Here is a 20,976-nt window from a genome sequence, read left to right as displayed (position 1 = left end):
TGCGACCTCGTTATCTCAGCAAACGACCAGACCGTTTATTGTAACGGCGCGACGATCGTCGGATGCTTGAACTGCGCGACATCCAGTTTCGGCAGCATTCCCGTCTCCGCATAGATGTCGAGCATCTTCTGAATCGCCGGGAAATTCGGTGCCGCACCGGGATCGCGGCCAAAATCATTGTCCTTGAGGAGATAAGTCTCGAGCACCGGAATGGGCGCCTTCAAGACTTCATTGACCACCTTCAAGGTCTCTTCGCGGTTCGCCAGCGCCTTCTTCATGCCCGACGTGATGTCGCGGACATAGGCCCTGACCGGCTCCGGGTTCTTGTCAACGAAGTCGGCCCGGCAGGCTTCCAGGATGTGCACGATGTTCGGCATCGCCTGCGACAACGAGAACAGCTTTCTCGTGCCACCCTTCGCCTCCGCACGCGCCGCAAATGGCTGGTTCATGTTGACCGCATCGACGCGGCCCTGCCGCAACGCATCTTCGGAGACAGCAAAGCCGACCTCGACCAGCTTGATGTCCTTGGCCGGATCGATGCCGTTCTGCTTCAGGAGCAGGTTGAACGGCCCCTGCGTGCCGCCGCCGATCACGGAAATACCGACTGTCTTACCCTTGAGATCGGCGATCGTCTTGATCGGGGAGTCGTCCATGACCGCCCAATAGACCGAAAACCCGCCGGGCTTCTCAAACACATGCTGGGCCACGATGTAGGCCTTGAGATTGCCGCCGACCACGCCATTGGCGAGTGACAGCGGCGCCTGCGTGGCGCAGTCGAGCGCACCCGCCGCGAGCGCCTGCGTCATCGGCGCGGTACCCTGGAATTGGGTCCATTCGATATTGTAGGTCTTGCCGATGTTGGGGAATTCGGCGGGCCTGCGCATCATCCAATATTTGGATTCCTCGGCCGGGATCGTCCAGCCGACGCGGATCGTCTGTTGCGCCCGTGAGGGGCTTGCGCCCGCAATCATGGCGGCCACAGCCCCCATTGCCAGCATCCACCTCGAAACCGTCCGCATCGTGCCCACTCCGTTGCTCCGGCGCCGACCGGCGCCACCCAACCCGACCGGCCCAAATTGTTTCATGGTTCAAACAATCAGGCAAGCCATGCAGACCGGCCCGGTGTCGCGGCTCCATGCGTTATGTATGGTGCGGAAGCGGCCGCGCGCCGCCTGCGCTGCGACAGAAGGAGGCAACCTATGGCTGATGCCGGCAAGGCAAACCTGCAGAGCGCGGAGAAGCTCGGCTATCTCGGCCTGGGCTTGATGGGGACGCCGATGACCCGCCGCCTGCTCAAGGCCGGCTATCAGGTGACTGTCTGGAATCGGTCGGAGGGCAAGGTTGCGCCGCTCGTCGAAGCCGGTGCCGGGCACGCAGCCACACCTCGCGACGTTCTTGCGCGCTCGGACATCGTCTTCATGTGCGTGACTGACGCAGCGGCCGTCGAAGAGGTGATCTTCGGACCTGAGGGTATCTCGGCGGTTGCCGGAGCGGGCAAGCTCGTGGTTGATTTCTCCTCGATTCATCCTGATGCCGCACGCGAGCTCGCGGCCCGGCTAAAAGCTGCGAACGGCGCGGGCTGGATCGATGCGCCGGTGTCGGGTGGCACCAAGGGCGCCGAGGAGGGCACGCTCGCCATCATGGCCGGCGGGGAAGCCGGCGACATCGAGCGGGTGCGGCCCTACGTGCTGGCGATGGCACGCAGGATCACCCATATGGGCCCGACCGGCGCGGGCCAGACCACAAAACTCTGCAATCAAGTGATCGTCGGATGCGCGATGGCCGTCCTTGCGGAAGCAACCCGCCTCGCCGCAAACGCGGGAATCGATGCCAATCGCTTGCCCGAAGCCCTCGCCGGGGGCTTTGCGGATTCCATTCCGCTTCAGCTGTTCGTGCCGCGCATGGTTCAGGGCATTCACTCGCCGCCGCTTGGGCACATCGCAACGATGCTCAAGGATCTCGATACAGTCGCCGATGTCGCGCAGACGACGTCGACGCCCATACCGATGGCCTCGCTCGCGGGACAGATTTTCAGACTGGCAAAGGCTGCACGCGGCGCGGACGCAGACGCCCTGGAGATCTACAAGTTGTCCGAAGACTGTTGAGCCGGCGTCCCCGCCTTAGGGCGACTTCTTGCGTTCGTCGTCCGCCAGAAAGCGGCCGTAAGTCCCTCGCGCAAAGAGCAAAGGCTCTCTGTCGCTATAGGTGTAGGCCTCGACCGCCCCAAGAAAGATCACGTGATCGCCGCCATAGTAGCGATTGACGGAACGGCATTGAAAATTGGCGACGCTCTCGGCAAGCACCGGAGCGTTGCCGAGCCCGGGCGTCCAGTCGATGCCGGCGAACTTGTCCTCGGACGATTTCGCAAATTTGTTCGCAAGCGCCTGCTGAGAAACGCCGAGGACATGGACGGTGAAGTGGCTGGCGTTCTGGAAGACGGTCAGGCTTGATGAATAAACTCCGAGGCTCCAAAGGACCAAAGGGGGATTCAACGAGACCGATGCGAATGAATTGCAAGTGATGCCGTAGGGCTTTCCATCAGCGGCCGAGGCGGTGATGATCGTTACACCCGTTCCGAACGCGCCGAGCGCATTGCGAAAGTCACGAGGATCGATTGACGAGCTGTCGCTTGCGAGTTCATTGGCGGCATCAGGAACGGGCGGCTGCTTGGGCAGATCATTCATCGCCCGGCCTCACAACGTGAGATTCTCGGACGGCAGGCCGAGCGCCACACGTCCATAATTGGTTCCGGCCGCATCAAAATTGAATGCGAGGTGCGAGTTGATGGCGTGCGCGTCGCGGAACTGCCGCTGCAACACACCCGTCGTGAACAGGCCGCGGGCCCCGCTCGCCGCGAACAGCATCGAGACCGCGTCGGTGCACATATTGACCGAGAAGGCCCCGTCGCGCCGGTACCTGGTCTTGGTCGCCATGTCCGGAATATACCGTCGCCGCGCCTTCTCCATGGCATCGATGCAGGCCGAACGCATGACGAGTCGCGCGGCATCGATCTTGGCCGAGGCTTCCGCTATCTTGATCTGGGTGCTTTGAAAGTCGCTGAGCTTGGCGCGGTTGTAGGTGGATATGCGATGACGCGCGACCTCCGCATAATCGTCGAGGCATGCCTGCGCATTCCCGAGTGCGACGCCGGACAGAACATAGGGAAACAGCGAGAACACAGGCAGCGCGTAGAGCGGATTGGGATTGACCTTGCTGCCCGGCGTCGGGCCCCCGGCAAGATCACCCACGGCGACAGTCATATGGTCGGCCACGAAAGCGTCCCTGACTTCCACGTCCGACGACCCTGTGCCGCGCAGCCCAGCGACGTTCCAGGTATCGAGGATGCTATAATCGGCCTTCGGCAACAGAAAGATACGATATTCGATGCCATCAGCCTCGTCGTCCGACGAGACGACACTTGCGAGCATGTTCCACGCGCAGGAGGCGACACCGGAGGAGAACGGCCAGCTTCCGCGCAGCTGGTACCCACCCTCGACCTTCCTGGCGCGGCCAGCCGGAAAGATGAACGACGACGCGATCAGCACGTCCGGGTCAGCGCCCCAAACCTGATCCTGCGCTGTCGGCTCGAACATGCCGAGCATCCAGTGATGGCTCGCCAGATTGGCAAGATTCCAGGCCACCGACGCATCCGCCTGACCGAGCAGATCGGCGCAATCGATCAGGGCGACGTAATCGAGTTCTGCCCCGCCGATGCGTTTCGGCTGAAGCATTCGGAAAAGGCCACAGTCGTGCAGGTCCCGCTCGGTCTCCGCTGGCAGGTGCCGCAACTCTTCCGTCCGGGCCGCCCGCTCCTGCAGTTGCGGCAGGAGCGACTTGGCCCTTGCGATCATCGTCGCATAGGCGCGTTCACCGGAGTCCGTCCCTACCGGCTGACCCATGCTCGGCTCTCGACCAGGCGCCATTCATGTCCCTCGCTTTCACACATTTATGCGGCGGGAACTTCGCCGAATCAAGCTGATGCAGCGCTAGCGGGGCGCTGCCGCCCTATAACCCGGTTGCTCGAAAGGATGCGACATCGCGAAGGGAGGGAGCGCAAAACAGTGATCAGCGAGCCGCGCCACGGCGGGAAACGGCGTCAAATCGAGCTTCAGGAAGTGGGCCCCGACGATCTGGCCGGCAATGCAGATGTCCGCGACGCCCACGCGTGGGCCGAGAGCGAATGGCGCCGGCGGCCGTCGTTCCAGCAATCTCTCATAGGTCGCCAGTCCTTCGATCGTCCAATGCTTAGCCCAACTCTCGATCGCATTGGCATCGGCACCGAACATCTTGACGAGATGATTGCGGACACGCGGCGTCACCAACGGGTGGGCATCCGCGACCGCGACGAGGGCCAAAGACCGTGCATAGGCGCGATCGGCGGGATCGGACGGCAACAACCTCGGCTCCGGCATGAGGTCATCGAGAAATTCGATGATAGCCAGAGACTGAAATACCCGGCGGTCGCCATGCACCAGGGTGGGGACGACGCGCTCGTCGTTGACCGCACCATAGTCCGGACCAAACTGCTCACCGGACAGGATATCGACAGGAATTTCCTCGAATGGCAACTGCTTCAGCTTCAGCGCCACGCGGACGCGAAACGAGGCGATCGATCGCCAGAAGCCGTAGAGCCGAATGGTCATCGTCATACCCCCTGGAGGATCTTAGCATGCAGGTTCAAACCGGCCGCGAAAGCCTGCCCGATCCAAACGCGCCTTTTTTCGCGAACTCCGCGATGCGATCTTCGTCGTAACCGAGTATATCGCGCAAGACCTGCTCCGTGTGCTCGCCCAACAACGGCGCGGCCACGGGATCGACCGCCGCCGTTACGCTCATGTTGATCGGCGGCTCGATGTTGGGAACCCATTGCGCCGTGGGATGCCGAATCCGGCTCAGGCGATCGCGTTCGCGCGCTTCGGGGGCGTTGAACCCCTCCTCAACCGTCCTGAGGTAGCCGACCGGGATATTGGCGAGCTTCATCTTCGCCATCCAGTTCTCGAGAGTGTCGCTCGCAAAGACCTCCGCGATGGCCGCACGCAGCAGCTCCTTGTTCTCGGACCGCGCCTTCCGCGTGGCGAACCGCGGATCGGCGATGAGATCAGGGCGGTTCAACACCTCAACCACCAGTCGCCGAAACAGCCGGTCATTGGCGCAGGCCATGTAGAGTGGCCCGTCGGATGCGTCGTAGACGCCGACGGTCGGAGAACCACTCGGCGAATTGCCGAACCGTCCCGGATTCTCGCCGTTGATCAGATAGGCCATGCCAAAAAAGCCGGTCATGCCCATGGCGACGTCGAACAGGGCGACCTCGACATGCTGCCCGCGGCCGAGCCGATCCCGCGCCAACAGAGCGAGCAGGATGGCGTTGCAGGCAGACATCCCTGTCGCCATGTCGACGATGGGCGGCCCAGTGCGGACCGCGGGACCGTCTGCAAACCCATTGAGCGACATGAAGCCGCTTTCGGCTTGCGTGATGGGATCGAAACCAGGACGGGAGGCGAAAGGTCCGGTGCGCCCATAGGCCGAGATCGAGCAATAGATCAGCCGCGGATTGAGCGGCGCGACCGCTTCATAGTCGAGACCGAACTTCTTCATGACTCCGCTCGAAAAATTCTCTACGACGACATCCGCCTTGCGGATCAGATCCAGCACGATCTGACGCGCCTCCCGCACGCCGAGGTCGAGCGCGATACCACGCTTGTTGCGGTTCAGGCTGAGATAGGCGGCGCTTTCTCCGCCGATCTCGGCATGCTCGTAGGCGCGCGTGTCGTCGCCGCCGTCGGGGTTTTCGATCTTGATGACGCGCGCACCGAAATCGGCGAGCGTCTGTGTGCAGGCGGGCCCCGCGACCACACGCGTGAAATCGATGACCAGCAGACCGTCAAGCGCGCTTGGTCGTCCTGTAGCCCGCAGCGGACGTTCCGGCAATTGAGGCTTGGTGGACAATGTTTGGGACTCCCTTACATCGGCTTGTGCTCGCCGAATTTCTTGCAAGACCAAACTTAAAGCGCGACGCCGCCGTCTGCGCAAGTGCTCACTCGCTCCACCTGAAATGCAAAAACGGCCCGGCAGCCAAGCTGCCGGGCCGTTCTGATCGCGCCAGATGTTCGCTGCAAAATGACGTTCCGCACCCTGGGACCAGGCGATTGCGTCGCTATCTGAGCCACTTTCTCCAATAGAGCGAATTCGACCAGGCCCAGGGCACGTCGGGCTCGTAGAGCCGATAACCGGCCCTGATGAAATTATTTGCTGACACCGGATTATTCGTCGTATCCGAAACGATGCTGTGCCATCCGACGCGCCTGCCCCTCGCTTCGATAACCCGCGTCAGCCTGAGTTGAAGGCCCCGCCCCCGATGCCGTCGCAGAACCCCGACCCTGGAAAAATAGCCGCCATTCCGTGCGTGCGTCGACGGGACAACTCCGGCAAACGCCACCGCGTCATCATTGTGATAGGCAAGCCACCAAGCTCCGAGCTCGAACTGCGGCACGCTCGCCCCATCGAAAAACGTCAACCGGTGCAGGTCGACAAGGGTGTCGACAACGTCATCGTCGTCCGTATCGACGCTTCGAATTTTGTACATGGATGGCTCATTGACGAGGAATATCCTTGAACGTACTTGCAGGCACGAGCTCACTTGCCGAGCACGACCTTGACGCCTAGCCAGACGGCCCCCATCAAGCCGGTCGCGATCACTGTGATGACGGCCTTGAAAGTGTAGCTCTGCGCCTGCTCGACACTCTTGCGCCACCGCCGCAGGTGCTGAAAATCAGCCTTGAGCTCCTTTCGGTCATCGTCTTCGATTCCAAAGGACGCCAGCACCGACGCCACCGCTTTCAACACGATGGCATCGATGCTCTCCTGCTGTATCCTGTGCTGCTCGGCGAGCGTCTCGGCGACAATCGCCCGGATGTCGTCATCCTGTATCTTCACCGCTTGATGATCCTTGCAACATTCTCGAAGCCGCGCTTGGCGAAATAGAAGGAGACGACGAGATTCGCGGTGATCGCGGCAAATCCCGCCAGGGCGTCCGTGGAGCCGAAACCGAGGACCTTGTCCCAGACCAGGAGTTTTGCGAAGTAGAGCGCCACGCAATACCCCATCAGCTTGTCCGGCTCATACCAGTGCCCGATCTCGGCGATGCGGTACTGCATGATGGCCTTGGTCTCGGCCGTTTGCGAAGCGATCTCGCCAGCTGCGAGATCCGCGGCAATTTTGGCGTCGGTAGTCTCAGCCTTCAATTTCGCGCTATAGGCATCGATCAGCGCCTTGACGACAGGACCGCCGAGAAACGAGATGATCGTCATCCACATCAGGATGTCCTCCGGAGTGTTCGCAGGCGCGCGATGATCGTCACGACGGAGATCGCGAGCAGGATCCGTCCCGTGACCTTGACGTCGCCGATGGCCGCGCTGATTTGATCCTTGACGCCGGGATCGCCCAAGGCGTCGGCAAGATCATCGACGATCGAAGCCAATGCACCGGCAAGCGCGATGCAGTAACTCCAGGCGATGGTCATGGAGTGCAGGCAAGCCGCCTTGATCTTCGCAATCATCACGGCTTGGCCCGCAGCATGGCAAGCTTGGCCTCGAGCGACTTGATCAGCGCGTCGGTGCCGGTCACGAATCGGAGCAGCGCATCCTTGCAAAGCCAGCTGGCGCCGAAACCGGCGGCGAAGACGATGACGTCAAAAACAGTCCACATGTTCATTTCCTTCCAAAAATGGTCTTGATCAGGTTGACGACAAGCGCGCCGATTGAGCCTTGCGACGGGTTCGTCAGTGAGGGCTTGTTCGGATCGCGAATGACCGGGCTCTTGGTGATCTTGACCCCTGCAAAGCTGATCCCTGGATCGAGCTCCATCAGCGCAAGCAACAACGCCGCGCAGCCTAGTTGCGGGTCGACCTTGCCGGGATCGTAAATGCCATCGCGCACGTACTTTCCGGCGTGGTACTGGTTTGTCCCGGACCAGAGATAAGGCGAAGCCACGCCACGGGCGGCATAGCCGATGCCGTTGTAGGTCTCGAGCGCGGTCAACGCGCCGGCGATCGACCAGTCCTTGTGGCGCGCCAGGAAAGGCGGGCAGTTGACCAGCGCATCGATCGCCGCGGCCTCCCAGGAGTCAAAAGGACCTCGCCCGGCCGGAACGTGAACCGAGACCCGGTTCCAGGGATCGCCCTGGGCCAGAGAGCCCATCCAATTCTGGGACGACTCCCGTTCGTGGATGACAGCGATAGCGGGCCAAGGCACGCCGGTTTGCCGCTCGACGGCCTGGTAGCGCTGCCTGGCCTTGTAAAGGCGCGAGGCAATGCTGGCGGCTTCTGCCTCTCGGGTCGGCTTGGCATTAGCCCAGCGCTTCGCATTCGCCCTGGAGAGGGCGTTCAGGTCTACCATGGGTTGACTCGATTGGGGGTTTAAGATGATACGTTTAGATACAAATCAGTAATATTTGGAAAACACGCGCCTATGCCGAAGCGCGATTTAAGTCGCCGAACCGAATTTCTGCCCCGCCTTGAATCACTTCGGGGTCTGGCCGCCGTTTCCGTCGTCGGTTATCATTCATATGGATTGCAGAGCGACACGTTCGTGACTGGCATGGCGCCTGTCGTATTGTTTTTTGTGCTCAGCGGTTTTGTGTTGGCTCGGTCTCTCGACCGAAATCCCAATCCTGGCAGATTCTTTCTCAATCGGCTGTTTCGCCTCTTACCCGCCGCCGCGGCGACAATTGTACTTCTCACCCTTCTTCATTGGCGGTTCGGTTTTTACGTGGGCTTCGAAGGCTCGTTTGACGCTCTAAATGTTTTTTTGAACGCACTTATGATCCGTAACGATATAAATGGCGTTATGTGGTCAATGACCGTTGAGTGCGTAGCCTCCCCCCTAATCCTCGCATGCTTTCTGGCACACAAACGATTTGGGCCTTGGCCTCTCATTTCACTTTGTGTGATCCTAGTGGCCCTGTCATTTTGGGGACCCTATGTTCACCTGCTAGGCGGTTTCACTAATTTGGCGCCGCTCTACGCTTTCGTGGTCGGGGTCCTTGTACATTTCGCATCGCGCGCAGAGCGAATGATGCTGATCGGATGCACCGCGTTAGCTGCTGCTACTCTTGTTATGTGTGGTCTTCGCAAGCAGACGGCGATTACGATCCTGGGCGAAACTTTAGCCTCAGCTTCATTGATCTATTTGATTGCCAACAACACCAAAGACAGTTTCTTCGCCGTTTTGGATACTTTTCCCGTTCGCTTCGTTGGACGCATTTCTTATAGTTTCTATTTGCTGCACCCAATAGGCTTATCGTTGGCGGCAAGAGCCTCTGAAAATTGGGTATTTATCTTTGGTCTCGCCGTTTTCCTCACGATTCCGATGGCGTGGACATCCTGGTTTCTCATTGAGCATAGCTTTGTGAAACTCGGACGGTCGATCACAACAGCTGTGCCTGCATCAAATTATGCGTAGGAGCTTATTTGCGATGATCGTCGGCTGAGTATTATTGTGGGGGTTGCCGCTGCCGGCAGAGGCATTTGTGATGGTGATCCCCGTAGTCGCCGAGCTCGTATTTTGCGCCGTACCTCCCCAAGTGACCTGGGCCCCTGAGTTCGTCCCTCCAAAAGCGGTCTGAACGCTAGCCTGGCCACCGCCGTGCTGATGTCCAAGATCAGTCAGACTGTTCGCGTGTACATGCGATGCAAGTTGAGCTGTCGTAAGAGTATGGCTTTCGGAGCCGCCCACCGCGCCAAGGTTACTAGCCGAACCGCCGAAATACGATGATGTAAGCCGCGAAGCGGCAGAACCACCCATGTCATCTCTGCCAGCGATAATCCGCCCACGCAGGTCTGGAATGTTGAATGTGGTCGAGCCATCCCCGACTCCATACGTCGTACCGAACATCGAGAACAGCGTAGAGTACGCCGTTCGGGAGATTCCCTGACCGTAGGCAAGCACGAACGAACTGTTCGGAGCTATAGCGCCGAAAAAATCGATACAGCAACCAATCGGCATATTGTAGGGATTGTTGAAGAAGCCCATCAGATAGAACGCAGCGTCACCGTTATTGTAAAGGGCAGCATACGGCGTTCCTTGGATAATCGTCCCGGCTGGCAATTCGCCCCCCGGTGCCGACCGCAGCGGCTTCGCACCAAGACCATCCACATTGATCGTGACCGTCGCACCGTTCGTGGCGTGCGGTGTGAAAGCGATCACCTGGCCGTTCAGCTGCGAGAGCGACTGGAACACCTGATAGCTGTTGACGACGTAGGCCGTGTTGGTCCCGCTCGTCACGATCGCGCCGGCGATGTCATCCCGATATTTGGCGATCGCCGCCATCATTGCGCGCGCGGAATCGTTGACGCTGGAGGGAGATTGCCCCTCGGCCCAGTTGATCGTCGAATCCGCCGTCGCGTCGGCCGATGCCGTTTGAGACCATTTGTAGAGAGTCATCCTGCTTCCTCGATGTGAAGGCGCGAGCGATCGTCGCTGTTGTCCATTTCCACGGGCACCACTCGCCCTGTCAGTCGGAATTCTTCGCTTCCCTGCCGCACAGCTCGATGTACTGCGCGCAGCGGCAGGCCGGTGCTCGAGCCGTGAGAAGGTTGCGGATCACACCAGGCGGCACCCCCCGGGCTCTGGCTCGCGATCTTCGCCACGCGCTCGTCGATGATGGCATCGATCTCGGTGCGCAGTTCCTCGATCCGCTCCTCAAGCCTTGTCGTTCGTTGCTGCTTCGTCGCCATGCGTTTTTGCGTCCTTCAATTGAACTTCACGTTCCGCCAGCTTCTGCCGGGCGGATGCAGCCTCATTCTGCGCACGCCGGAGCGCGCGCTCCCGCTGCGTCTCGTGGGATGCGAGATACATCTGGATGTCGTAGGGCAGCGTGCCGAACAGCTGCTTGAATTCCGCAGGCCAAGATCGCGGCGGAGCAACCGCCGCGATCTTGCTGATCGCGGTTGCGGCTGTGCCACCAAGCGTGGGATCGGCAAGGCCAAGCGACGCATGCATCCGCGAGATGTCCTGCACGGCCGGCCAGAGCCGGCTCATGCCGAGCGACGCGCAGTCGGTGACAAAACGCGCCACCGAAGCCGGTGCTGCCGGGCAGGCGATCAGATTGTTCAGCTCACACCATCGGACGAATATCGGCGCCTCGCGCAGCCGCGCCTGCGCCAGCGCCGTCAGCAGCGGATGCGTCATCGCTTCGCTTTGCGCAGCGCCTCGTGCAGACCGCCCATGCGCCGGCGCAAATCGACGAGCTGGATGCGCCGCCGCAGATTGTGGGGGCTCGAATCGATCTCGCCTCGAAGCTCGGCGTCGAACCTCTCGAGCGCGGCCGCGCGCTTATTCAGTCCATAGAGCGCAAAGTTCTCGACAATGCGTTCCGGCGACATCGGCTCGCCATAAAGATTTCCGGTGATGGAATCAGCGCGATCGATAAAATTCCGGTCGTCATCGGTCATGGAGGTCATCCTCTGCTGGAACAGGTTTCTTTCAGCCAACAATCGCCTGGCGAATGCCCCTCTGGTGCATCGCTCACCGCCTGCCCGCCCTCTTCGCCTGATAAAGCGCAACCGCATCCTTCAGATCGCCCGAGCTGGAAAGCCTGGCATTCAGCGACCGCAGATCCGACTGCTCACGCTCGGCGCGGGTCGCAGCCATCCCCGGCCGCACCACCGGCGGCACGGGCCTGGCCGCAACCGCATCCCTCGCCTTCATCATCAATCGATACTTGCCGGCGTCGTACATCATGCGCTGGAAGGTCGCATTGCGCATCAGCGGCTCGCTGTCGAACAGACGGTGCAATTCGTCCGGTTCGATGCCGCTGGCCTTGGCCGACGAAAGTATCTCCTGCGCGACCGCCTGCCGGACGTCCCGCGTTTCATCCTTGAGCAAGCTCTCGAGCCGGACATCCTCTGCCTTTGCATAATTCTGGAAGTTGCGCCGCGCTGCATCCGCCGTCCGCCGAGCTTCTTCCCCCTGGCGCGCGCGCAACTGCTCGCTCGCCGCGACGATCGCCTGGACGCGCGACAGCTTTGCGGGGTCCTGCCGCGCCATCTGCGCCAGCGCTTCCGGAAGCTGCTCCGGAGCAAGACCGGTCAGCTCCGGAAACTGGCTGATGAAGCTCGCTTGCGCCACCTGCATGGCGGCGTCGAGCCCGTCGACATAGCTTCGACGCGCGCGCTCGACCTCTCCGACCTTTTCCTCGAGCGCCAGGCGCACCTGCGGGTGCCGCATGAGCGTTTCGATATCCGGATCGATCTCCGTTGAGCGCAGCTTCGGATCGCTTGCCGTCTTTGAGGAAGCTGCGGTCTCTTCGTCTTCACCGTCATTTGCCTCGGACTGCTCAAATCCGTAGAACTCGGGCGCATCCGGGTCCTGGGCGGCGACCTCCGCGCGCAGCGCGTCGATCCTTGTGGCGAGATCCTCGGCCGACTCGTTCTCGGCGGCCCGCCTGTCACTGGCCGTCGCGCTCGCGTAGTCACGCGCGGCACGGGACAGCGTCACGGCCTCGTTTGCGGCCGCAGGCTTGCCCTCTGCATCTGTGTATCGCCTGACGACGAGTTCGGAGGATGAATCGGAGCGTCGGTCCGCGGCATCACGCAGCGAGCCGCTGTCGCTGCCGATCGGCTCGGCCGCTTCCTTGCGCTCGCGGTCCGGCATCGCCTCGTATCCCGCATTTGCCAGATCAAAGGCTGCTCCCGTCAACGCGGATTCGGTTTGAATCGTCATGTCCGGCCTCCCTACTTGGGCTTAAAGGCATTGACCAGGCTGCTGATCCCACCGGCCAACGTCGCAAACTGATCCACCCCGGATTTCTCCTGTGTCCCCGTCGTCGTGCTGTTGCCCTGACTGCCGAGCTGCGCGATGGGTACGCCGATCTGTGCGAGCAGGCTCAATGCCTGCACGGGAATGCCGCGTCGCTGCGCTTCCTCCGCCAGAGTGGCGTTGGCGCCGTAGTTTTGCGCATCCAGCGCCGATTGCGCAGCAGACACGCCCTGACCGCGATTGGCGAGGTCGCTCTGCTGCATCTGCGCCAGCGTGTTGGCAGTGGTGTTGCCAGCGTTATAGAGCGCGTTGCCAGCCGCGAGTTGGTTTGCCACATCCTGATTGTATTGAGCCGCGATCACAGGCGCTTCGCCAGCTGAGACGCCGCGGCCATACGCCATCAGATTGGCACCGCTCAGATCGCGACCGGCTGCGGCAAACTGCGAGTTCACGTCGTTGCCGACGTCCGAACGAATCTGCGCGAGCTGTGCGGTGAGCGCGGGATTGTTGCCCACCATGCTGCCGGTTGCATATGGCGTCAACGCCGCCCGATAGGCCGCGAGATTGTCCTGCACGTTGCTGGCCTGCGCCGTGGCTCCGCCGCCATTGAGCAGCGTCTGCGCATAGTTCGCGATCTGGCCCGCATAAGGATTACCTGTCGCGGCGTTGTTCCGCAGCGTGTCGAGCGCAGAGCTCTCCGCCGACGTCAGGCCGGTGTTGTTGAGGCCAGTGCCGATCTGGCCCAGCATCGTTTGGAGCGCAGGTTGCGCGGCGGCCCAGGGCGCAGTCTGCGATTGCTGGGTCTGTGTGGAAGTGGATTGTCCGCCCATGGACGATGTTCCTTTTTGAGCTTGAGGGTATTTTTGCGGCGACGCCGCTCCAGCAGCGCAAGCGATGGCAGTACTCGACGGCGATGCCGCGATCCGCCAGGTTTTCCCCGACCGCGACGTTGAGGTCGGATGTGATCTCCCCATCAAGACAGAGCACGCGCTTGTCTTGCGACGACGCGATCGGCCGCGCGATGTCGCCGCGGCAGTATTCAGCGGCGCGGGCGTATGGCGTGAAGCTTCAGATTTCCCGGTGCGAGCGGCGGCGGCGCGCGTCTGAACGCGCATCGCGTCCGCTACCGCAGGCGCCTGTCGATGATCGCGTAGGTTTCTTTGTATCCATCCAGGACGCGGGCCCAGCCCCTGCGTCCGAAGATGCGTACGAACCGGCAGCCCTCCACTTCGGCGTAGACTTCGATATCGTGGATCAAAGGCAACCAGCGCGTCATGCCGGCACCGGCACACGCTGTGACGACGCAGACCTTGCCCGCATCCGTCTGCTGAAGACTCGTCGATGCAGCCGCTTCGATGGCGCGACCGTTCCAGGCGACCCAAAGCAGCGAGGAACCATCGAGAATGTCGTGCTCGATTGCGGCGAACGCCGACAGCCCTGTCCTGACAATTGCTCGCTTGAGGAGCGGAGCGACGGCCGGCCAGATCTCGCGCACGCGCTTCGGATCGACACAGGCGAGCTGCATGCCGCCTGCGCGTGATTCCGTCGATAGGCCGCTCCTGAGGGACATTTCAGAACGGAAAGAAGATCGGGGGCTGTACCGGCCAAAGCCTCATCGGTTCGTTGCTCAGGAGTCCACGCGAGCGATCGTCCGTCCCTTGCGGGACATCAGGAGCCGGGCGAGACGACGCCGGTGATGCGTTGGACGATGGGCCTTGCGGCGCGACGTCCGGAAATGCCGGCGCGCCGAAGACAGGGTCAGCATGATCGGGAAAAGCCGGCGCCTGAGAACGCGGTGCTGACGGCTGCGCGCGCATCTTCCGGTCCGCCCATGACCTCAGGTCTCCAACCGTCATCCTGTCGAGAAACGGATTGGCGGTGACTGCATCTTCTCCGAGAACCGACCTGGCCGACGCTGCCTGGTCGGCAGCGAGTATCTTGAACGCACCCGAGGGGCCCGCAAAGTGCGCCAGATAGATATTGCCCGGAGTAGCCTCATGTCCGGCCCGAACAAGCCGCTTGGCATTCTCGGCCGCATAGGCTTCGACCATTTCGGCCGAAAGCTTAGGATCCTTGCGCAGCGCCGCAAGCTCGTCCGGTGTCCCGGTCAAATCCGGCCGGTACTTGGCCAGCATGTCCAGCCATGTCCCGCGAAGAAATTGGCCGGCGCCGAGCGCGCTTGAAAGATCATTCGTAGCATTCGCTCTGCCGCCGCTTTGGTTCGTCAGCGGGCTCGGCGCCAACGTCGCGCTCGGCCGATAGGAGGCTTGCTGCTGCTGAAGCTTACGCATTCGGTCGATCAGGCCAACCGCAGCTCCGCCAAAGGCCTCAGGATCATACATGCCTTGCTGGGCTGCGGTCGGATCGGCTCCATTCCGCATTTGCCCGGTCATTCCCGACAATCTCCCGAGAAGACCACCGGCGCCCGAGGATGTCTCCGGGACAAATGCACTGCTATCGCGGGAACCCATATCCATCTCCTTTTCGAAATCTGAAGGAATGCCCTGCTCACCCTCGAAACGGGCACGCGCAGTTGCAATGTCGGACGATCTATCTATAGCTAAATGTCTCACCACTACCGGATGTGACAGATGAAACTGCTACCAGCTGCGTTCGCCCTGATCGTGAGCGGCACCGCCGCCCTGGCCGTCGATTTCCGCTGGACCCTCGGCTATGGCCAGGGCACGCTGGAGGCGAACATCGAGAACGGTGCCGGATCCACTTTCAGCATCTATTGCCCGGCCGGCAGCGACGATAAGACGCCGGGGATGTTCATCACGGTCGCGCGGATCAAGCCGCAGGTCAAAGAAATCGTGACAGCGCAGATCATCATCGACGGCAAGAACCATCCGTTCCTTCTCGACGGAAGCCAATTCAAGGCTGCGGGACGCCAGAACCAATGGGACTTCAGAGAGCTCGTCAACGCATTGGCCGCGAGCAATCAAAAGTCCTTTGTCGTCGAATTCCCCAAGTACCAAACCCAGGAAACGTTTTCCCTGCTCGATGTCCGAAAGACGCTGGGGACTGCGAAAAAGACCATCATCAGGGAATGCGATGACGGGACGTGATAGGCAACTGTATGGCGCCCTGAAAACAGTCAATAGCTTCACATGTTGTCGTCGGACGGTTTGTATTTTGGCGGTTCGTCAGCCAAACTATCGCCCGGCCGTCTTGGACGAAATTCGTTGTAGCGGTCCAAGACGTTCTTTCGAATGAGCCCTGATGGTGCCCTATCAACAAAATCACGCTCGCGGGCGACATCAGGTATGTTTGTCACCATCTGAAGTGACATGATTTCCTCGAGAACATCGGACAGCTCGTCGCCACGCCCCAATTTCAGGAGGATCCGAGCCTTGTTGCCAAGTGCCTGTCTACGAAAATACTTAGTACGATAAGCGCGCTCCAACGCTACCTCGATACACTTGAGCGCTTCCTCAGGCTCATCAAGCGAATTGAAGAAGACGTTCGCCTTGTTGATTCCGGGAAGAACGTCGTCTGGATAGCATTGCAGAATCTGATCGAGAAGCTGCAGAGCCTCCTGATTCCGCTCTGCTTCGCGAAGTAAAAAGACCAATTCGTAGGAAAGCGAACGATGGTCATCACCATCCGTTTGCTCGAGGCGCCGAGTTACGGTAGCAATAACGCGATCGAGTGGAGCCTCGGTGCGCAATCGTCGAATCCAGCCTTCGACTCTAACTGATGGATCGATCTGTCCGATCTTTGCCTCCTGTCGCAGTTGTTCGTATTCGAGCAACAGGGGAGTATCAGGTCAATTCAAATATGAGCTGGCAACGGGCTGATCTCTTTTATCGATCTGGGTTGATATAAAGCTCTTCGTCCGGATCGAGACTCCACTTTTTTGGTTCCCAAGGCGGTGGAGTTCCGCCGTTCTTATTGCAGGCATCCCATCGTTCCGCGGCCAATATCAGGGGTTGCCATCGAAAATCTTTCACGATTTGAAAACGAGAAGCTGAATAGAGCGCAGCACAGTGCGGCCTGCCGCGCGCAACCGAGCCAAGCTCAGCAGGTGAAATGACTATCGAAACGTTTGCTGTCTTTAGATCGTGTCGTCAGGAGCGCCTCCGGCGTCCCCTCACCCCATCACCGCCCACAAAAACACCCGCCCCGTCGTCGCGGCGTTCGCATGCGCAATCGTGAACGTGCCGTTTGCAACCGCGCTCACATACATCGTGCCGTTGCCGACCTCCGTCGCCGCGTTCGCGGACGCCGGCACCAGGATCGGCACCGAACCAACCGCACAGTTCGCCGTCGTCACGGTCGTGCTGGATGCTCCCGTCGCCAGCGTCACGCTGCCGACGGCGTTCGACCTGCCGGCTGCGAGCTGCTGGATCGCGAGCACGATCTTCTTCAGGTCGGTCTCGGTGATGCCCGGAACGTAAGCCGTCATAGCGTGCCGCTGGGTGTAAGATCGGGAACGATGCCGGCGCAGAACGACCACGACGTCGCCGCGGGGATGCGCACCTTGAAGCGCGAATAGCGGGTGTCGCGCCTGAGGTCGCATCGCCCGGTCCGCGCGTTGACCAGCACCTCCGCGCCTGGCGTCGCCGCGGCGGACGGCGTATCGCGCCAGGACGCCGAGCCGAACAACGTCGCGGCGTCAGTCACCGGGCGGAAGCCGCGAATGGTGATGCGGTTCTCGTCCGTGCCTTGTTCCGAGCTTTCCAGCGTTGCCTCGAGGTTGGGACCGCGAAAGAAGCCCAGCACGTGACCATTCGAAAATTGCGCGATCTCGGGCTGCACGGCGGTGGCATAGGCATCCAGGCTCAGCGTCAGCGCATCGAGCGACGACGAGATGCTATCGAGATTTTCCAGCGTAAGCCCGGTCTGCGAGATGCCGAGCAGATACTCTCCCGTCACCGCAACCGGAAAGAAGCGATCGAGCACAAAATCGTAGCCGAGCAGCTTGTCGAACGCGCCGACCGTGCCCGACACCGACTTGTAGGCCCAGTACACGCGCGTCGAGCGCGGGTCGGCCGCGCCGATGAAGAGTTGCAGATTGCCCTTGTCGAGATCGGCGAGAAACGTGCGATCCACCTTCTCGCGTCCGATCTGCTCCGGCACGCCGCCCGGCTCGATCTTGTGAAAGCCTTGCCCTGCGTAAAAGAAGATGCGCTCGCCGGCACGGATGATCGAGTACGGCGCGTAGAGCCCCTTGTCCTGGGTGATGCGATCGATCTGGAAGATGATCGGCGACCCCGGCACATAGGACATGCGGCGGATCGCCTGGTCCTGGAACACGATGCCGGACTCGCCCCCGGCGACACCACGAACGATGCCGCCATCCGGAAAGTCCTGGAAGTCGGACGATTTGATGCCGCTGGTCCAGCTGTCGGACGCGTTGAAATTGTTCAGCCCGGACCACTGGATCCGATACGGCGTCGACAATAGTCCGGACAGCACCAGGAAGCGTCCGACCACGCTGATATAGGCCGCCTGTGGCGGCGTCCCCAGCGCGTCGACAAAAGCCGTCGACGACGAGAGATCGAAAACCTGCAACACCGCATTGGCCTGCGTCGCGAAGACGAAGTTCCCGGTCTGGGCGAACTGCCATTGCGCTGTGGCCGAAAGCGCCGAATAGGGCGAACCTCCCTTGGACACATCTATCCAGGTGAAGTCGATGTTGTTGAGCCGATAGAGCCTGGTGCTCGTGCCCGCGAAGGTAACGACCGTGCCATCGGACTTCAGTGCGTAGAATGCGCCGCGGCACGGCGCCGGCAGGGCCGAGGTGTAGGCGGAGAAGGACGGAAACGGTCCGTAGCCGTCGCCGCGCGGAATGACGTTGAGAATGTTGCGCGTCGCTTGTCCTTCGTAATCGCTGACGTCCGGGCGGTATTCGCCATAGGCAAGAAGGGGCATGGCTTTGCCTTCGGTTATTCGGTTGTCCAAGACTCGGGTTGGATCGTCGTCTTCGTCCATTGATCGGACGGCTCCGCTTCCACGACCCAGGCGGCGGTGACACCATCCTTCGCCGTCCAGACTTGAGCTTCGATCACGGCGCCGCTCCAGGCGTCGGAATCGAACGGCCGCGGAAACCACGCTTCGAAATCCCTGCTCGAGCTCGAGGGATTGCCGTTGACGAGATAGCTGCCCCCGCGCAACGCGGCCGATGTGGCCATCGACGTCGCGCGACCTGTGAACAGATACGTGCCGGTCAGCGAAGACATCCGCAGAGCGGTCGTCGTCGGCACTCCGCCCACCGTGTAAGCAGCGGGATTTGCCGCAAGCGATCGCCTGAACAGGGCGACGTTTCCGGACATGACGTAACTGCCTGCTGCGGCAGACAGCGCGGCGCCGAAGATTGCGGCATTTCCCGAGATGGCAAAGGCGCCTGCGCCACCGGCTGCTGCCGCCTGAAAGGCCGCGCCCTGGCCGGCGACCGCATAGGCGCTCGTGACCGTGAGCAGAACCGTATTGGTCAGGCCAAGCATCGGCAGCTGCCCGAGCGCCTGGCGCCCGACAGCATCGAACCCGAGGAGTGACATCGATCAGACCAGAATGCCGATCGCGGCGGCGATGGCATGAGAACGGTCGCTCCCCAGAGCGGACGTCATGCCGGCCCACCCCTGCCTGAAGCGATCGGAACCGACCGAGATCGGCGCTTCACCCTGTCCGAGCAAGGCAGCCCACAACAGACCCAGCGCAGCGTTCGACGTGATCGCCAGCTGGATCCTGACATAGTCGTCCGGCGTCAGTTGGGCCAGCATCTCGCGCGCGACGAACCTCACCTGCTGTTGCAGGAGTGCGTCCGTATCGACCGCTGCAACTTCGGCAGCCGTCGGTTGCGCCACGTCGGTTCGTTCCCAGCGGGAGATGAACGGCCCATCGCCGTGATCCGACACCTCGAAGTCGATATTCCTCGCGAGGCCGGGGCGCAGGGCCGCCAGGGCGAGAACAAAGTCCTTGGGATGATATGCCATGTTCTCTTTCTCTAACTCGCGCGCCGGATATAGGCCTGGCCCTGAACACCATAGCCGCCGGCCCCGGCGTAAGCGGCTTGAGCACAGAGATAATAGGTCGTGGTGCTCGCGACCGTGATGCGGACCGAGGCTGACGTCATCACGATCGACATGTCGGCGAGCGGCGACGAATTGCTGATGCGCTCGTGAAGCTGGATGGCCTGACTCGAGCTCACTGACGCGCTGGTGGTGCCGAAAGCAAGAAGCCAGTCGGACGACGTCGTGCCGCCGGGTCCGCCGAACGTTCCCATGATCGTCACGTCGTAGACGCCGGGCGCGAGACTCGCGCTCCCGACATTTCCAGTGACACCGGAACCGCCGAACGAGAGCGTGGAATTGATGGTGATCGTCTCGCCGACATTTCCGGCCGACGGTTGCGTCGTTCCGGTCGTGCCAGGGATCTGACCGACGTTGGCCGCGCCGATCGCCGTCACGCCGATATTGTTGCGCGCCTGCGCCTGCTGCGTGGTCGTGAAGCTGTTGCTCTCCTCGACCGAGATCAGATCCTCCTTGAGCGCAACGACGGCGACCTGCGGTGTCGCTGAGAAACTGATCTTCGCCGTGGTGCCCGACGAGTTGAACAGCACGGTCGTCCTCGCCAGGACGCCGGTCGAGGTGTTGTAAGCCCCCTCACCCACCTCCCACTGGCTGAGATCCGCACTTTCCGCGCGATATTTGTAGAGCCGGCCGTTGACCACGCCGGCTGCGGCCGGGCTCTGATAGCCCGTGACAGCGGCGGCGTAAGTCCAGTCCGCGGTGCCGCCGGCCGATGGCGTGAACCTGCAAACGTCGAGAAAAGCTGCCATGTCAGGTGATCGTCAAAATGCCGTTGGTCTGATCGAGATCGACGGTGAAGGTGTTGCCGTTCGTGAGCGTGATGGCGGTGCCATAGTCCCACCAGCCGATCAGCGGCTTGGTCGACGACGTCGAATTGTAGAGCACCGCGTATTGAAACGGTCCGATCGAACCGCCCGACGCCGTCCATGACGGGTCGCTTCCGCCGACGAACTTGAACGTGCCGGTCGTCTGCGCGCCGGTGATGGTACCGACGCTGTTGCCGCCCGCGGTGTAACCGTTGCCGGCCGCAAGATCCGCCGGCGTGTTGTAGACGGTGTTGGTGACGACCGGCGCCGTATTGGTCAGATAGATCTTGTACACCTGCGCTGTACCGGTCTTCATGTCGTGCAGCGCGTTGGCGACGTCCTGCACGAAGCAATAGAACTTGTTGAAGCTTGCCATGATCG

The 20,976-nt window shown here is 61.3% G+C and carries 30 protein-coding genes; 4 read left to right on the top strand and 26 right to left on the bottom strand.

Features of this window, described 5'->3' with window-relative positions; translation table 11 throughout:
* Positions 1 to 35: 35 nt before the first annotated feature.
* Positions 36 to 1,019, bottom strand: coding sequence for an ABC transporter substrate-binding protein (locus IC761_RS11275; RefSeq protein WP_195803308.1), 984 nt, complete (start codon positions 1,017 to 1,019; stop codon positions 36 to 38).
* Positions 1,020 to 1,199: 180 nt separating this feature from the next.
* Here IC761_RS11275 and IC761_RS11270 point away from each other — a divergent pair, with 180 nt between their 5' ends.
* Positions 1,200 to 2,105: an NAD(P)-dependent oxidoreductase gene (locus IC761_RS11270; RefSeq protein ID WP_195803307.1), complete on the top strand. Its 906-nt coding sequence runs from the start codon at positions 1,200 to 1,202 to the stop codon at positions 2,103 to 2,105.
* Positions 2,106 to 2,120: 15 nt separating this feature from the next.
* On the opposite strand, the gene IC761_RS11265 is transcribed toward IC761_RS11270, so the two are convergent.
* The 10 genes from IC761_RS11265 to IC761_RS11220 all read right to left on the bottom strand — a co-directional run bounded on the left by IC761_RS11265 (position 2,121) and on the right by IC761_RS11220 (position 8,393).
* Positions 2,121 to 2,684, bottom strand: coding sequence for a flavin reductase family protein (locus tag IC761_RS11265; RefSeq protein WP_195803306.1), 564 nt, complete (start codon positions 2,682 to 2,684; stop codon positions 2,121 to 2,123).
* A 9-nt stretch (positions 2,685 to 2,693) separates the two neighbouring features.
* Positions 2,694 to 3,899 (bottom strand): acyl-CoA dehydrogenase family protein, encoded by a 1,206-nt coding sequence (locus IC761_RS11260; RefSeq protein WP_246791489.1) that lies wholly within the window; start codon positions 3,897 to 3,899, stop codon positions 2,694 to 2,696.
* 87 nt (positions 3,900 to 3,986) lie between these two features.
* Complete coding sequence (gene maiA, locus IC761_RS11255; RefSeq protein WP_195803304.1) at positions 3,987 to 4,643, bottom strand: maleylacetoacetate isomerase; 657 nt, start codon at positions 4,641 to 4,643, stop codon at positions 3,987 to 3,989.
* A gap of 34 nt (positions 4,644 to 4,677) precedes the next feature.
* Complete coding sequence (locus tag IC761_RS11250; protein WP_195803303.1) at positions 4,678 to 5,946, bottom strand: CaiB/BaiF CoA transferase family protein; 1,269 nt, start codon at positions 5,944 to 5,946, stop codon at positions 4,678 to 4,680.
* A gap of 208 nt (positions 5,947 to 6,154) precedes the next feature.
* Positions 6,155 to 6,583 carry a GNAT family N-acetyltransferase gene (locus IC761_RS11245; RefSeq protein WP_195803302.1) on the bottom strand — a complete coding sequence of 143 codons (429 nt, stop codon included), beginning with the start codon at positions 6,581 to 6,583 and terminating at the stop codon, positions 6,155 to 6,157.
* 50 nt (positions 6,584 to 6,633) lie between these two features.
* The gene (locus IC761_RS11240) at positions 6,634 to 6,933 is read right to left on the bottom strand and encodes a hypothetical protein (protein WP_195803301.1); all 300 of its coding nucleotides are present in this window, start codon (positions 6,931 to 6,933) and stop codon (positions 6,634 to 6,636) included.
* Positions 6,930 to 7,313 (bottom strand): hypothetical protein, encoded by a 384-nt coding sequence (locus tag IC761_RS11235; RefSeq protein WP_195803300.1) that lies wholly within the window; start codon positions 7,311 to 7,313, stop codon positions 6,930 to 6,932. The genes IC761_RS11240 and IC761_RS11235 overlap by 4 nt, the downstream gene beginning before the upstream one ends.
* Positions 7,313 to 7,555, bottom strand: a complete 243-nt coding sequence (locus IC761_RS11230; RefSeq protein WP_195803299.1) for a hypothetical protein — start codon at positions 7,553 to 7,555, stop codon at positions 7,313 to 7,315. The genes IC761_RS11235 and IC761_RS11230 overlap by 1 nt, the downstream gene beginning before the upstream one ends.
* A complete protein-coding gene (locus tag IC761_RS11225) occupies positions 7,555 to 7,704 on the bottom strand; it encodes a hypothetical protein (RefSeq protein ID WP_195803298.1) in 150 nt (49 codons plus the stop codon). The genes IC761_RS11230 and IC761_RS11225 overlap by 1 nt, the downstream gene beginning before the upstream one ends.
* Positions 7,705 to 7,706: 2 nt before the next feature.
* On the bottom strand, positions 7,707 to 8,393 hold the full coding sequence (locus IC761_RS11220; RefSeq protein ID WP_195803297.1) for a hypothetical protein: 687 nt from the start codon (positions 8,391 to 8,393) through the stop codon (positions 7,707 to 7,709).
* 72 nt (positions 8,394 to 8,465) lie between these two features.
* On the opposite strand from IC761_RS11220, the gene IC761_RS11215 reads away from it, so the two are divergent.
* Complete coding sequence (locus tag IC761_RS11215) at positions 8,466 to 9,458, top strand: acyltransferase family protein (RefSeq protein WP_195803296.1); 993 nt, start codon at positions 8,466 to 8,468, stop codon at positions 9,456 to 9,458.
* Here the strand turns inward: IC761_RS11215 and IC761_RS11210 are convergent.
* The 6 genes from IC761_RS11210 to IC761_RS11185 form a co-directional block, all read right to left on the bottom strand.
* On the bottom strand, positions 9,444 to 10,439 hold the full coding sequence (locus tag IC761_RS11210) for a phage tail protein (protein WP_195803295.1): 996 nt from the start codon (positions 10,437 to 10,439) through the stop codon (positions 9,444 to 9,446). The two genes, IC761_RS11215 and IC761_RS11210, sit on opposite strands and share 15 nt — an antisense overlap.
* Positions 10,436 to 10,732, bottom strand: coding sequence for a hypothetical protein (locus IC761_RS11205; RefSeq protein ID WP_246791488.1), 297 nt, complete (start codon positions 10,730 to 10,732; stop codon positions 10,436 to 10,438). The genes IC761_RS11210 and IC761_RS11205 overlap by 4 nt, the downstream gene beginning before the upstream one ends.
* The gene (locus tag IC761_RS11200) at positions 10,698 to 11,186 is read right to left on the bottom strand and encodes a hypothetical protein (RefSeq protein ID WP_195803294.1); all 489 of its coding nucleotides are present in this window, start codon (positions 11,184 to 11,186) and stop codon (positions 10,698 to 10,700) included. Before IC761_RS11200 ends, IC761_RS11205 begins: the two co-directional genes overlap by 35 nt.
* A complete protein-coding gene (locus tag IC761_RS11195; RefSeq protein WP_195803293.1) occupies positions 11,183 to 11,449 on the bottom strand; it encodes a hypothetical protein in 267 nt (88 codons plus the stop codon). The genes IC761_RS11200 and IC761_RS11195 overlap by 4 nt, the downstream gene beginning before the upstream one ends.
* A gap of 73 nt (positions 11,450 to 11,522) precedes the next feature.
* A complete protein-coding gene (locus tag IC761_RS11190; protein ID WP_195803292.1) occupies positions 11,523 to 12,719 on the bottom strand; it encodes a hypothetical protein in 1,197 nt (398 codons plus the stop codon).
* A gap of 11 nt (positions 12,720 to 12,730) precedes the next feature.
* Entirely contained in the window at positions 12,731 to 13,585 is an 855-nt protein-coding gene (locus IC761_RS11185) for a tail fiber domain-containing protein (protein WP_195803291.1), read from the bottom strand.
* 64 nt (positions 13,586 to 13,649) lie between these two features.
* Between IC761_RS11185 and IC761_RS11180 the strand changes: the two genes are divergently transcribed.
* Positions 13,650 to 13,862, top strand: coding sequence for a hypothetical protein (locus IC761_RS11180; RefSeq protein ID WP_195803290.1), 213 nt, complete (start codon positions 13,650 to 13,652; stop codon positions 13,860 to 13,862).
* 16 nt (positions 13,863 to 13,878) lie between these two features.
* Here the strand turns inward: IC761_RS11180 and IC761_RS11175 are convergent, their stop codons facing one another.
* Entirely contained in the window at positions 13,879 to 14,280 is a 402-nt protein-coding gene (locus IC761_RS11175; protein WP_195803289.1) for a hypothetical protein, read from the bottom strand.
* Between the two features lie 46 nt (positions 14,281 to 14,326).
* Positions 14,327 to 15,148, bottom strand: a complete 822-nt coding sequence (locus IC761_RS11170) for a hypothetical protein (protein ID WP_195803288.1) — start codon at positions 15,146 to 15,148, stop codon at positions 14,327 to 14,329.
* 231 nt (positions 15,149 to 15,379) lie between these two features.
* Between IC761_RS11170 and IC761_RS11165 the strand changes: the two genes are divergently transcribed.
* Complete coding sequence (locus tag IC761_RS11165; protein ID WP_195803287.1) at positions 15,380 to 15,823, top strand: YfjT/YkfB family phage-associated protein; 444 nt, start codon at positions 15,380 to 15,382, stop codon at positions 15,821 to 15,823.
* Between the two features lie 38 nt (positions 15,824 to 15,861).
* On the opposite strand, the gene IC761_RS11160 is transcribed toward IC761_RS11165, so the two are convergent.
* The 7 genes from IC761_RS11160 to IC761_RS11130 all read right to left on the bottom strand — a co-directional run bounded on the left by IC761_RS11160 (position 15,862) and on the right by IC761_RS11130 (position 20,971).
* Positions 15,862 to 16,509 carry a tetratricopeptide repeat protein gene (locus IC761_RS11160; protein ID WP_195803286.1) on the bottom strand — a complete coding sequence of 216 codons (648 nt, stop codon included), beginning with the start codon at positions 16,507 to 16,509 and terminating at the stop codon, positions 15,862 to 15,864.
* Between the two features lie 339 nt (positions 16,510 to 16,848).
* The gene (locus IC761_RS11155) at positions 16,849 to 17,163 is read right to left on the bottom strand and encodes a hypothetical protein (protein ID WP_195803285.1); all 315 of its coding nucleotides are present in this window, start codon (positions 17,161 to 17,163) and stop codon (positions 16,849 to 16,851) included.
* Positions 17,160 to 18,632 (bottom strand): hypothetical protein, encoded by a 1,473-nt coding sequence (locus IC761_RS11150; RefSeq protein WP_195803284.1) that lies wholly within the window; start codon positions 18,630 to 18,632, stop codon positions 17,160 to 17,162. The genes IC761_RS11155 and IC761_RS11150 overlap by 4 nt, the downstream gene beginning before the upstream one ends.
* Positions 18,633 to 18,646: 14 nt before the next feature.
* A complete protein-coding gene (locus tag IC761_RS11145; RefSeq protein WP_195803283.1) occupies positions 18,647 to 19,204 on the bottom strand; it encodes a hypothetical protein in 558 nt (185 codons plus the stop codon).
* Positions 19,205 to 19,261: 57 nt separating this feature from the next.
* Complete coding sequence (locus IC761_RS11140; RefSeq protein ID WP_195803282.1) at positions 19,262 to 19,693, bottom strand: XkdW family protein; 432 nt, start codon at positions 19,691 to 19,693, stop codon at positions 19,262 to 19,264.
* An 11-nt stretch (positions 19,694 to 19,704) separates the two neighbouring features.
* Complete coding sequence (locus IC761_RS11135) at positions 19,705 to 20,538, bottom strand: hypothetical protein (RefSeq protein WP_195803281.1); 834 nt, start codon at positions 20,536 to 20,538, stop codon at positions 19,705 to 19,707.
* Between the two features lies 1 nt (position 20,539).
* Positions 20,540 to 20,971, bottom strand: a complete 432-nt coding sequence (locus IC761_RS11130) for a hypothetical protein (RefSeq protein WP_195803280.1) — start codon at positions 20,969 to 20,971, stop codon at positions 20,540 to 20,542.
* Positions 20,972 to 20,976: the final 5 nt, after the last annotated feature.

The organism is Bradyrhizobium commune (assembly GCF_015624505.1).
GTDB lineage: Bacteria > Pseudomonadota > Alphaproteobacteria > Rhizobiales > Xanthobacteraceae > Bradyrhizobium > Bradyrhizobium commune.
Note: the sequence above shows the minus strand (reverse complement) of the source record. Positions and strands in the feature narration are given on the sequence as shown.

Excerpts from the sequence above, each read along its gene's own strand:
- IC761_RS11225 (WP_195803298.1), bottom strand. The coding sequence starts at position 7,704 with ATGTGGACTGTTTTTGACGTCATCGTCTTCGCCGCCGGTTTCGGCGCC.
- IC761_RS11235 (WP_195803300.1), bottom strand. The coding sequence starts at position 7,313 with ATGTGGATGACGATCATCTCGTTTCTCGGCGGTCCTGTCGTCAAGGCG.
- IC761_RS11180 (WP_195803290.1), top strand. The coding sequence starts at position 13,650 with ATGGCAGTACTCGACGGCGATGCCGCGATCCGCCAGGTTTTCCCCGAC.
- IC761_RS11170 (WP_195803288.1), bottom strand. The coding sequence starts at position 15,148 with ATGACCGGGCAAATGCGGAATGGAGCCGATCCGACCGCAGCCCAGCAA.
- IC761_RS11230 (WP_195803299.1), bottom strand. The coding sequence starts at position 7,555 with ATGATTGCGAAGATCAAGGCGGCTTGCCTGCACTCCATGACCATCGCC.
- IC761_RS11155 (WP_195803285.1), bottom strand. The coding sequence starts at position 17,163 with ATGACGGCTTACGTTCCGGGCATCACCGAGACCGACCTGAAGAAGATC.
- IC761_RS11190 (WP_195803292.1), bottom strand. The coding sequence starts at position 12,719 with ATGACGATTCAAACCGAATCCGCGTTGACGGGAGCAGCCTTTGATCTG.
- IC761_RS11140 (WP_195803282.1), bottom strand. The coding sequence starts at position 19,693 with ATGGCATATCATCCCAAGGACTTTGTTCTCGCCCTGGCGGCCCTGCGC.
- IC761_RS11195 (WP_195803293.1), bottom strand. The coding sequence starts at position 11,449 with ATGACCGATGACGACCGGAATTTTATCGATCGCGCTGATTCCATCACC.
- IC761_RS11265 (WP_195803306.1), bottom strand. The coding sequence starts at position 2,684 with ATGAATGATCTGCCCAAGCAGCCGCCCGTTCCTGATGCCGCCAATGAA.
- IC761_RS11175 (WP_195803289.1), bottom strand. The coding sequence starts at position 14,280 with ATGCAGCTCGCCTGTGTCGATCCGAAGCGCGTGCGCGAGATCTGGCCG.
- IC761_RS11200 (WP_195803294.1), bottom strand. The coding sequence starts at position 11,186 with ATGACGCATCCGCTGCTGACGGCGCTGGCGCAGGCGCGGCTGCGCGAG.
- IC761_RS11270 (WP_195803307.1), top strand. The coding sequence starts at position 1,200 with ATGGCTGATGCCGGCAAGGCAAACCTGCAGAGCGCGGAGAAGCTCGGC.
- IC761_RS11210 (WP_195803295.1), bottom strand. The coding sequence starts at position 10,439 with ATGACTCTCTACAAATGGTCTCAAACGGCATCGGCCGACGCGACGGCG.
- IC761_RS11220 (WP_195803297.1), bottom strand. The coding sequence starts at position 8,393 with ATGGTAGACCTGAACGCCCTCTCCAGGGCGAATGCGAAGCGCTGGGCT.
- IC761_RS11135 (WP_195803281.1), bottom strand. The coding sequence starts at position 20,538 with ATGGCAGCTTTTCTCGACGTTTGCAGGTTCACGCCATCGGCCGGCGGC.
- IC761_RS11150 (WP_195803284.1), bottom strand. The coding sequence starts at position 18,632 with ATGCCCCTTCTTGCCTATGGCGAATACCGCCCGGACGTCAGCGATTAC.
- IC761_RS11275 (WP_195803308.1), bottom strand. The coding sequence starts at position 1,019 with ATGCGGACGGTTTCGAGGTGGATGCTGGCAATGGGGGCTGTGGCCGCC.
- IC761_RS11245 (WP_195803302.1), bottom strand. The coding sequence starts at position 6,583 with ATGTACAAAATTCGAAGCGTCGATACGGACGACGATGACGTTGTCGAC.
- IC761_RS11130 (WP_195803280.1), bottom strand. The coding sequence starts at position 20,971 with ATGGCAAGCTTCAACAAGTTCTATTGCTTCGTGCAGGACGTCGCCAAC.
- IC761_RS11145 (WP_195803283.1), bottom strand. The coding sequence starts at position 19,204 with ATGCTTGGCCTGACCAATACGGTTCTGCTCACGGTCACGAGCGCCTAT.
- IC761_RS11215 (WP_195803296.1), top strand. The coding sequence starts at position 8,466 with ATGCCGAAGCGCGATTTAAGTCGCCGAACCGAATTTCTGCCCCGCCTT.
- IC761_RS11205 (WP_246791488.1), bottom strand. The coding sequence starts at position 10,732 with ATGGCGACGAAGCAGCAACGAACGACAAGGCTTGAGGAGCGGATCGAG.
- IC761_RS11260 (WP_246791489.1), bottom strand. The coding sequence starts at position 3,899 with ATGGGTCAGCCGGTAGGGACGGACTCCGGTGAACGCGCCTATGCGACG.
- maiA (WP_195803304.1), bottom strand. The coding sequence starts at position 4,643 with ATGACCATTCGGCTCTACGGCTTCTGGCGATCGATCGCCTCGTTTCGC.
- IC761_RS11185 (WP_195803291.1), bottom strand. The coding sequence starts at position 13,585 with ATGGGCGGACAATCCACTTCCACACAGACCCAGCAATCGCAGACTGCG.